8 protein-coding genes are annotated in these 10,898 nt (G+C 45.1%); all 8 read left to right on the plus strand.

The features are described from left to right. Positions 1–342: 342 nt before the first annotated feature. The 8 genes from AB4161_RS07275 (at position 343) to AB4161_RS07310 (ending at position 10,768) form a co-directional block, all read left to right on the plus strand. Complete coding sequence (locus AB4161_RS07275) at positions 343–1,320, plus strand: LacI family DNA-binding transcriptional regulator (protein ID WP_017060356.1); 978 nt, start codon at positions 343–345, stop codon at positions 1,318–1,320. A gap of 294 nt (positions 1,321–1,614) precedes the next feature. After that, positions 1,615–2,853 (plus strand): extracellular solute-binding protein, encoded by a 1,239-nt coding sequence (locus AB4161_RS07280; RefSeq protein WP_136982396.1) that lies wholly within the window; start codon positions 1,615–1,617, stop codon positions 2,851–2,853. An 11-nt stretch (positions 2,854–2,864) separates the two neighbouring features. Then, a complete protein-coding gene (locus tag AB4161_RS07285; protein WP_372083095.1) occupies positions 2,865–3,959 on the plus strand; it encodes a carbohydrate ABC transporter permease in 1,095 nt (364 codons plus the stop codon). After that, positions 3,952–5,367, plus strand: a complete 1,416-nt coding sequence (locus tag AB4161_RS07290) for a carbohydrate ABC transporter permease (RefSeq protein ID WP_017060359.1) — start codon at positions 3,952–3,954, stop codon at positions 5,365–5,367. Before AB4161_RS07285 ends, AB4161_RS07290 begins: the two co-directional genes overlap by 8 nt. A gap of 18 nt (positions 5,368–5,385) precedes the next feature. Next, on the plus strand, positions 5,386–7,728 hold the full coding sequence (locus AB4161_RS07295) for a glycoside hydrolase family 65 protein (protein ID WP_029236448.1): 2,343 nt from the start codon (positions 5,386–5,388) through the stop codon (positions 7,726–7,728). Then, on the plus strand, positions 7,721–8,353 hold the full coding sequence (gene pgmB / locus AB4161_RS07300; RefSeq protein WP_017060361.1) for a beta-phosphoglucomutase: 633 nt from the start codon (positions 7,721–7,723) through the stop codon (positions 8,351–8,353). The genes AB4161_RS07295 and pgmB overlap by 8 nt, the downstream gene beginning before the upstream one ends. Positions 8,354–8,457: 104 nt before the next feature. Next, positions 8,458–9,594, plus strand: a complete 1,137-nt coding sequence (locus AB4161_RS07305) for an ABC transporter ATP-binding protein (protein WP_017060362.1) — start codon at positions 8,458–8,460, stop codon at positions 9,592–9,594. 166 nt (positions 9,595–9,760) lie between these two features. Next, positions 9,761–10,768 (plus strand): OmpG porin family protein, encoded by a 1,008-nt coding sequence (locus AB4161_RS07310; protein WP_136982394.1) that lies wholly within the window; start codon positions 9,761–9,763, stop codon positions 10,766–10,768. The last annotated feature ends 130 nt before the right edge of the window (positions 10,769–10,898 follow it).

Consider the following 10,898-nt stretch of genomic DNA (forward strand, 5'->3'; position numbering starts at 1 on the left):
TTAAGGTTCTGTCTATGAGGTAGCTTTAGTTTATTGAGAGCATTGAGTGTTGTTGCTCTTGAGTGACGTTGACGGTTTTCCATCAATACAACCAAATTAAATCAGTTTGTTTTTTTGAGCTAAGGGGCTTTAGATATTTAAGTTATTCATAAACTAATATTTAGAGTTAAAGTTCAAACTATTGTCATTTACGAAGCTAGGCAATTGATATAACTATACTTTATCATTGTTATTCCGTGATGGTGCTCAAGAGATAGTCTCTGTTTACGTTTTTTTACTTGAAAGCTATGCTAATAAGGACATAATGAACGTAAAGTTTACGTAGGTGGTGAAGGTGTTAATGTGAGCGAATCTAAAACAGAGACTGACTTAAAGAAAACAACTATACATGAAGCCGCAAAAATCGCGGGTGTATCAATAGCTTCGGTTAGTCGAGCTTTGAATAATAAACCTGGTATCAGCGAGAAAACACGTAAACGAATTTTAGATATCTGTAAGGATTTGGGTTACGTGCCGAGTACATCTGCGCGAGAGTTAATGGGAAATCATAAAAATACCATTGCTATATCTCTTGGGCCGATAGACTTCTACGCTTCTCGTTATTTGGGAATGCTTTGGCCTTCACTATCAGCTGCAATTCGTAACTCTGGTCGTAACTTGTTACCTGTGAGCTTTGGGGAAGTTGACTTACAGCAAGTTGGTGGTGCGATTTTACTTGGTATGACTACCAATGACCCACGTGTTGAAACCTGTAAAGAACTGGGTTTGCCATTCGTATGTATTGGTATGAGCGAAGGGTCCTTCTGGGTTGCTCCTGATGATTTCAACGGTGGTCGGGAAGCGACGCAACACCTAGTTGATAAAGGGTTAAGCGACATTTGTTTCGTAACACCAACAACTTATGGTGATGGTTATCAGTTTCGTCATCAAGGTTATATGTCGGTCATGGCGAGTAATGCGCTACCTATACGTGAATTGCGCACTGGGCATGATCCACTGGGAGAGATTGCCGCATATCGTTACTTTGTTTCTATGGATAAGCAACAACTCGAGCGCCACCAAGGGTTTGTTTGTGAGAGTGATGAGACGGCTTTGGGGGTCATTGCTGCGTTAAAGGATCGAGGCTACAAGATACCGGAAGACTTTTCTGTCGTTGGTTATGATGGTTTACCGGGAATTTCAAAAATGCTGACTACAATTGTTCAAGATACGGACAAAATAGCAGCCAAGGCAGCTTCTATGCTTGAGCTTGCTATGTTAGGAGAGCAGCCAGTAGGAGCTGTAGTTCCTATAACTCTGAAGCTCGGGCAATCGACGTAAACCAACAATATTAATTTTATTAACATGGGTATATCGAAAGGTATACCCATTTTTTATTCAATAAAGAAAACTTTACGTTATTGCGATGTGTTAAGTTATGAGATTAAGAAAATAGAGGCTTTTTTATAGTTTTTTCTGTTGGAGAAGCCCAATATCTGGCCAAAATAAGAGCAAGATCACTAAAATGGATTACTGTAACTTAACAAGAACGAAAATGTGACCGGAATAACGTAAGCGTTTACGTTAAGTGTGCATAATACCCTCAGATTTTGAAATTAATGAACTGAGGGCAACATGAAAAAAACAATATTGGCAGCATCCCTACTTGCTGCAAGCCTGTCTGCAACCGCAACTGAAAAAACAGAAATTACTATTGCTGGCTGGGGTGGTAATGATGTCGTTGTATTGAATAACTTGGTCAAAGAAGTATTAGCTGACGATTTTGCAAAATCGGGGCTAAGCGTTAAATACCAAGCGGTAGAAGGTGACTTCTCTCAGTTTATAACCAACTCTTTATCGGCTGGTACTGCACCTGACGCATTCTACGTTGACGTGGTTTTTGCTAATACCCTCGTTAATTCTGGCAAGGTAGCAGCAAACAGTGATTCACTCGCTAATGTGAGCTCTGCAGTCATTCCAAGCCTAAATAGCGCGTTTACGTCAAATGGTAAACAGTATGGAATTGCTAAGGATTTCAATACGATCGCGCTGCAATATAACAAAGATATTTTCGATGATGCAGGCGTTGATTACCCAACAAATAGCGATTCTTGGGAAGATTTACGTAAAAAACTGATCGCGGTGAAAGATGAGCTAGGTGATGAAGTATCAGGTATCTGTGTTATGCCTGATTACGCGCGTTTTGCTCCATTCGCACTTGCGACAGGCTGGAAACCTTTCAATGAAGAAGGCAAAACCGTACTGGATGAGAACTTCGAGCGTGCATTCAATTTTTACACGGGCCTTGTATCAGAAGATGAAGTTGGCATTTTGGCAACAGACTTAGGTCAGGGCTGGGGTGGTGGTTGTTTTGGTACAGAAGAAACGGCTGTAGCGCTTGAAGGTAACTGGATCAGTGGTTACTTACGCGACAAAGCGCCAAACCTTCCTTACGGCACAACACTAATGCCAACCGATCCGAAAACCGGTAAGCGCGGCAATCTTCTATTTACTGTTGCATGGGGCGTAAATGCAGACGGCAAAAACGTAGAAGCAACTCAAAAAGCCGTTCAGATCCTTACTAGTCAAAAAGCGCAAGAGTGGGTATTGGACTCTGGCCTTGCACTACCTAGCCGCAAATCTCTAAGTGACGCTAAATTCTTTGAAGTTGAAGATTCAGAAAGTGAGTTGGCGAAACAAGTATTTAAAGGTGCTCTAGAAGGTAACGTTGAACCATTTGCGTTTGGTGATTACGGCACGGCTTGGATGACTCCGATCAATGAAGCCTTGAACTCTGTACTGCTTGGTCAAATGACGCAAAAAGAAGCGCTCAAAATGGCACAAGCAAAATACGATGTATTGACGGCTAAGTAGTAGGGCGAACGATGAACTCTTTACGTTTACGCCAACAAGTTTACGGATGGCTCTTGGCAGGGCCATTTGTACTGACTTTAGTGGTGTTCTTTCTGTATGCATTGGTTCGTACAGTTTACTTTAGTTTTACTGAGTACGATCTGTTCAGTGACGCTGTTTGGGTTGGCTTAGCTAACTTCAAGGCGTTGCTTTCCGACGACTTGTTCTTACTGTCATTGGCAAATACGATTTGGTTCTCTCTCATCGTAACCTGTGTTCAAACGTTATTAGCACTAGGCTTAGCGATTCTAGTTAACTCAAAGATTCGTGCGAAAAGCTTCTTTAGAACGGCTTTTTACTTACCAAGCATTCTTTCTAGTGCTGCGGTAACGTTAATCTTCATTTGGTTCTACCAAAAAAACGGTTACCTAAACGGCTTTGTTACGGACGTAGTGAATCACTATCCGCACATCAGTTGTTTCGTGCTGATAGCGGTGGCATCTCAATTTGTTTTGGTTACCAAAGACCGTATTAAAGGACTGCCTGTTGGCTGGTTCGACCCGGCATGGGCAATTCTCTCTGTGATTGTGGCGGGCATCGCAACCTTTATTGCAAGTGCAATGGGGTGGATTGAAGTCACGAAAGATGTGGTTGAGGTTAACTGGCTGAACACGCGTGACCATGTTGGTCCAATGCCATTAACACTCTGGGCTATCGTGATTCAGAATATCTATACCACGATTCCAACCTTCATGTTGCTCTTTTTGGCGGGCTTGCAAGGCATATCTGGTGAGCTATATGAAGCCGCGCACATTGATGGGGCTAACAAGTGGCAACAACACTGGAATATTACGATTCCTCAATTGGCTCCTGTGACATTCGTTGTCGTGACCTTCTCGATCATCGGTACGCTACAGATGTTTGACCAAGTTGCTCTGCTGGGTTCAGCTGCACCTCTCGAGTCACGTATTACTATGGCGTACTACGTTTACCACAACGCATTTCCACCGGGTGGCACGCCACAAATCGGTATGGCGAGCGCAGCGGCATTGATATTGGCATTCATTACATTGGCAGTAGTTTATCTGCAGAAAATCTTTGGAATAAAGGAGAAGGCAGATGGCTAGTCACACTATGACTTCAAAAGATGATGCGGTTCCTGTGGCATCTATGGAACAGGTAGCGAAATTTCAAGAACGACGCCGCTGGGCGAAAGTGGCGTGGGTATACAGTGCACTGATTCTGGTCGCAACAGTAATGTTAGGTACTTTCGTTGTCGCCTTTTTAGCGAGTTTAAAAGACGACCCACTTGAGCAACCATTCAAATTTAACTTTGCACAGGTTCAACCTAGTAACTGGGGGGCAGCATACCAACTGGGTCAAGAAGGTAACAACGCACCTATGTTTGGTGGTTTTGCTCCGGGAGCGACGGTCAACTTTACAGTCACTTACGCTGTTGAACAGGGCAAAGAGTTTCAGGTACCGACCATTGAAGTTCCACGTCGCCGTCCAGGTACTGGCATGGCAGCAGCAACGGTGACAGATTTTGCTTCTGATTATGCAGTGGTTAGCGAACCTCGTCTGGTTGCTTCAAGTGATGATGTCACCTATGTCGAAAGGCGTGGTCGTAACGAGATCACAAAGCAAGGCCAAAGCCAAACTTGGGAATTTAACATTCTTTACCAAGGAAACGGTCCTGAAATTGCGACGCTTCCACTAACCGTAGAATCACCTCGTGGACAAGTGTTGATTGATAGCACCCTGGCACCAAGCAAGATGGAGCGTCGTGGTCGAGTCGCTGCATGGGATAACGCAACACCGGGTGTGATCGGCTATGTATTCAAGTCTTACGTTCGTGTTTACACAGAGTCTGTGAGTTTGGATACAGGTAAGAGCTTGTTCATGAGCTGGACCATCAACTCGTTCTTTATCGCGATTGGTAAGGTGATTTTGACTCTGTTCCTCGCGTGCACCGCAGGCTATGCATTAGCACGATTGAAGTTCACTGGTGCACGTGCTGTATTCGCTTTCATGTTGTTCAGTATGATGATTCCAGCACAGGTGACGTTTATTTCTAACTACTTAATTTACAAAGATATTGGGTTGTTAAACACACCTTGGGCGGTCATCACTGCGGTGGTGGCATCCGGTCAAGTACTCATCATGAAGCAGTTCTTTGAAAACATTCCCAAAGAACTGGAAGAAGCGGCAATCGTCGACGGTGCTAGCCCGTTAGTGATTCTTTGGAAAGTATTTATGCCATTGGCTAAACCAGCCATTTTGTCTGTAACCATCCTTGGCTTTCAAGGGGCCTGGAATGACTTCTTCTGGCCACTGGTGGTGATAAACAGCCCTGCGGATGCATTCACGCTTCCTGTTGGTCTATTAAGTTTACGTAACGCCTATGGCGTAGCAGGTGACTGGAACCTGATTCTTGCAGGCGCGTTCCTGTCGACAATTCCAGTACTTATTGTATTTATGGTTTTTCAACGTTACTTCGTTGGTAACGATATTTCTTCCGCTGTTAAAGGTTAATCCTCGGGGATATTTAAGATGTTTATGAACTACACCGCTGGTCAAGGCGAACTAAAAAATTGGATCGTTGAAGAGACGGCATTTGATTCAGCACTTCAAGGTAAATGTGAAGTGGTAATGAGCCAAGGTAACGGCTACATGGGTGCCCGTAGTGCCACGGAAGAAAAGTATGTAGGCCAAGTGCGTAACCTATTCATCGCAGGTACTTATAACAAGTTCGATGAAGAGGAAGTAACCGAGCTTCCAAATGCTGCAGACATGAGTTCAATTGAGATGTTCATTGATGGCCGTCGTTTCCATCTGGAGTCTGGCGAAGTAAGCAACTACTCACGTCGTCTAAACGTTAAGAATGGTGAGCTGACTCGTGAGTTCACTTGGACAAATACAGAAGGCAAAACGTTTGAGATGCGCTTCCGTCGCTTTATCTCGCAAGCAAACCTTCATCTAATGGCGTTCGACGTTCAAGTTAAGGCTGTAAACAGCGATGCGAAAATCGAAATCCGCTCTGGTGTCGATGCTCAGCTATCTAACTCTGGCGCTCAGCACTTCCACGAAGGTGAAAAGCGTATCTACGACAAGCGCTTCATTGAGCTGCTACAACATACGACAGAAAGCAAAGTTGATTTCGTATTCCTAACGTCTCATCGCTACTTCGTAAATGGTACAGAAGTTGAGATCGACCCAGGTCTACAGATGGACCGCCGTAAGGTATGGCTGAACATCCATCAAGAGCTAAAAGCAGGCGAGACATTTGGCACTGAGAAAGTGGGTGTTGTACACACTTCTCGTGACAAGCAGTTCGATGTTGAAGGCTACGAGCTTCAAGCTCTACGTGACCACGCACTAACTAACCTAAAAATGAATGCTGACCGCAGCTTTGACGAGCTATTAGCAGGCAGCGGAGTTGAGTGGGACAAGCGTTGGGACAACATGAACATCACTATCGGTGGCAACGATTTTGACCAACTAGCGACGCGCTTTGCTCAGTACCAACTAAACATCTTCACGCCAATGCACGACTCTCGCTTCGGTATCGGTGCGAAAGGTTTATCTGGTGAAGGTTACAAAGGTCACTCGTTCTGGGATACAGAAGTATTCATGCTTCCGTTCTTCATCTACACGATGCCAGAAGTTGCACGTAGCCTACTTGAGTACCGCTTCAAAACACTGGGCGGCGCACGTAAGAAAGCAGCAGACAACGGCTACATCGGTGCTCAGTTCCCATGGGAGTCTGCACTTACAGGTGAAGAAGTAACGCCAGTATGGGGCGCAGTAGACATCATCACGGGTAAGTCGACCAAGATTTGGTCTGGCTTTATCGAGCAGCACATCACGTGTGACATCACTTATGCGCTATGGCAGTACTACCAGATCACGGGTGACCAGAAGTTCATGGACGACATGGGTTACGAAATCATGTTCGACACAGCAACATTCTGGACAAGTCGCCTAGAGTGGCTAGAAGACCGCAACATGTGGGGTATCTGTAACGTAATCGGTCCTGATGAGTACAAAGAGCACATCGACAATAACGCGTTCACTAACTACATGGCCGTTGAAAACATCAAGCTAGCGATTCGTTACTACGAAGACCTAGAAGCATCTAACACAGAGCTACTGGCGAAGCTGTCTGACAAGTTGAACCTAGTTGAAGCGCGTAAGATGTGGCTAGAGCGTGTTGAAGATATCTACCTACCGCAACCGCGTGAAGAAGATAAGATCATCCCACAAGACGATACTTACCTACAAAAAGAGATCATTGACCTAACTAAGTACAAAGAGCAGCCATTCGTTGGTGGTCTGTTCCAAGACTACAGCCTAGATCAAGTGAACGAGATGCAGGTTTCTAAGCAGGCTGATTTAATGGTTTTATTCCTACAACAGGAAGATAAGTTTGACCTAGAGACTAAGCTAGCGAATTGGAACTACTACGAGCCGAAAACGCTACACGATTCTTCTCTCAGTCTATCAACTCACTCTGTACTGGCGTCAGATGTTGGTAACCCAGAGTTGTCTTACGACCTGTTCCAACAAGCGGCTTCTATCGACATTGGTCAGAACATGAAGAGCTCGGATCACGGTATCCACGCAGCGTCTATTGGTGGTATGTGGCAGTGTGTTGTATACGGTTTCGGTGGTGTACGCATGCTTGGTGGCGAACTGCGCATTAACCCGAACCTACCTAAACAGTGGGATAGCGTTAACTTCCCAATCTACTGGAAAGGTGAGCGTCTGGAAGTAACAGTAGACGGTGCTCAAGTAAGCATTGTTCGTCCAGAGTTTAACGGCCAGCCACTTAACATCGAAGTTGCGGGTGAGCCACGTGTAATTGAATCAACAGAGGCTACTTTCAATGTGTAAGGCATTTATCTTTGACCTGGATGGCGTAATTACTGATACCGCTGAACTGCACTACCAAGCATGGCAGCATATGGCGAACGAAGAAGGTTACTATTTCGATCGTGAAATCAATGAGCAACTGCGTGGTGTGTCTCGTGAGGCCTCTCTAAAAATCATCCTAGATGGGAAAGAGATCAGCGAAGAGAAGTTTGCAGACCTAATGAAACGTAAGAACGACTACTACGTTGATCTGCTAAACACAATTTCTGCAAAAGACGTACTACCGGGCATCGAGCAGTTCCTACTGGAGCTAAATGCACGTGGCATCAAGGTAGCACTGGCGTCAGCAAGTAAAAATGCGCGTCCTATTCTACACCGCCTTGGCCTTACGCCACTGTTTGATGCAATCGGTGATGGATGGTCAGTACAACGCTCTAAGCCAGCACCAGACGTGTTTATTCACGCGGCAGGCCAAGTAGGTGTAAACGCTGACGAGTGTATTGTGGTTGAAGATGCAGAAGCGGGCGTAGATGCAGCCAAAGAAGCAGGTATGCGCGTAGTGGGGATTGGCCCTAATGAGCGCGTTGGTCATGCAACATGGCGCTTCGAGGATACAGCTGAGATGAAACTTGCTGCAATCCTATAAAGCTAAACGCTGATAAAGCAAGCTTTACACATAATAACAAAGGGGCAGCTTGCCTGCCCCTAATACGCCGAACAAGGCGAAAGAATTATAACGTAGGTAGAACAATGGCACGCTTAGAACTGAAGAACATCAATAAAATTTATCCAGATGGTGCGCACATCATCAAAGACGCCAACCTAGTAATCGAAGACGGTGAATTTACGGTTTTCGTTGGGCCATCAGGTTGTGGTAAATCAACCATGCTACGTATGGTAGCTGGCTTAGAAGATATTTCTTCAGGCGAAATGTGCCTAGATGGTGAGGTTGTTAATAACCTGTCTCCTACGGACCGTGGGATTGGTATGGTTTTCCAATCCTATGCACTCTACCCACATATGACGGTAGAAGAGAACATCGCATTTGGTCTGAAATTGGCGAAAAAGCTCAGTGCAGACGAAATCAAAAAAGCCGTTAAAAATGTTGGTGAAATGCTTGAGCTGACAAATTTGATGAAGCAGAAGCCAAGCCAACTTTCTGGTGGTCAGCGTCAGCGTGTTGCTATTGGTCGTGCGATTGTCCGCAACCCTAAGCTTTTTCTTCTTGATGAGCCGCTGTCGAACCTAGACGCATCATTGCGTGTTCGTATGCGACTTCAATTAGCGGAGTATCATCAAAAGCTGAAATCAACCGTGATTTACGTGACACATGATCAGGTTGAAGCGATGACCCTTGCTGACAAGATCGTTGTACTACGTGATGGTGCGATTGAGCAAGTAGGTTCACCGTTAGATCTTTACTATTTCCCGAACACATTGTTCGTCGCAGGCTTTATTGGTTCTCCAAAAATGAACCTGCTACCAGCCACACTAATTTCTGCTTGTGAAGACAAAGCACACGTTGAAGTGGGTGATTACAAGTTTGAAGCGGAAGTGAATGCTCAAGGAGCAACTCAAGGCGCACTAATGACACTTGGCATCCGCCCTGAAGATATCCACCTAGATGAGCAAGGCGTTGGCGTTATTGTTGAAGGTTTTGAGCGCCTTGGCACTGAATCACTGCTTTACACAACACTGGTGCGTGGCGGTCAAGAAGTCTTAGTGCGCGTTCCAGGTACAGTTCATGTTGAAGTGGGCCAGCGTTTGAACATCCGCATCCCTGCTGAAAAATGCCATCTATTTGATAACAAAGGTAAGGCATACGAGCGTGGCCATACGCTCAATGACCTAATCACGCTGCCGCCTCAAGTGCAGCAAGCAAGTTAATAACGATAAGAATAATAAAAAAGCCCGCGGGTGAGCGGGCTTTCAATTACTGCGTTAGCAACGGTTACAGCCGTTGCTAACGTGGACATTAATGCCTGTTGTAGCAGGTACCAATAATTGCTCCTCACCGGAGCGGCAGTAACATAGTGATAATAAGGTAATAATCATGAAAAAAACAGTAGTGGCTTCCTCTGTATTCTTAGCTTTAGCTTTTTCCAGTGCTCTATTCGCTGAAGAGACGCAACAGGATGATAAAAAGGAAGAAAGATTAGCAGCCACAGTTGAGCAGTTAAAGTCTGAATACTCTAATGCAGAACTACTTACTGCGTTAGATGCCCCTCAGCAAGAGGAAAGTAAATTTCATGGAGTTCTAGGTAGTAATATCGAAGTCGAGCGTATTATTCGAGATGATGGCGTTAATGAAGGTAAAGTGAAATACACTATAGCGCAAGGTAGTTTCCGACACGATGACTTACCTGGTTGGGACTTTGGTTTTTATTCTGGCCGTGAAGAGTTGTTTAATGGCAACCTGAAGCATGCCGACTACAACCGAGGCGTAAACTCAATCCAAGAAATCTATGTTAACCGTAGTTACAACCATGAAAAAGGTAACATTGGTTGGGGTTTAAAGTTAGCCGGTGAGAGTATTGATCAGCGCACGACTCCGGGCGGTAAAGTGTTTGGCTCTTACCAACTGACAGATCGTTTGGGTATGCATGGTTACGCGCTTTACCACGTGGAATACAAGCGTGGCACCGGTGAGTTTCCATACTGGGAAGTTGAGCCGGGCTTTGGCTACAAAATCAATGACAATACGGGCGCGTGGTTGAACTTTCGTTACCAAGAAGGTCAGTGGAATGCAAAAGATGGGTACTCAGAAACTGAGACTGAGTGGATTATCAAACCAGGTATTTGGCATAACTTCGGTAAGCTTTCTGCGTCATTGTGGGGTGAATTTGGTTCATTCGAAAAGAGTGTTGATGCAACAGGCGCTCATGCGTGGACGGAAGATTACTCTAAGCTAGGTGTGTCTGCCAACTACCCACTTTCAAAGAACTGGCGCATGTTTGGTGAGGCAAGCTACAAGAAAATTGACTTCGCTAGCGGCCCGCAACGCGATGAGTTCGATGGTTACATTCCACTGTTTATCTTAGGCGCAAACTACAGCTTCTAATTCAAAATTTGTTTCTCTCCTTCAAGCGGAGGAGGGAGCACCACTCTTTTTAGTATTTCTAGTTTCGGGCTGGCTTTGGCGGCAACAGGTCCTTTTCGGAGCCTAAGTGTAGGCTCCATTTTTTATCGCC

This window comes from Vibrio sp. 10N.286.51.E5 (assembly GCF_041469125.1).
Lineage (GTDB): Bacteria > Pseudomonadota > Gammaproteobacteria > Enterobacterales > Vibrionaceae > Vibrio > Vibrio crassostreae_C.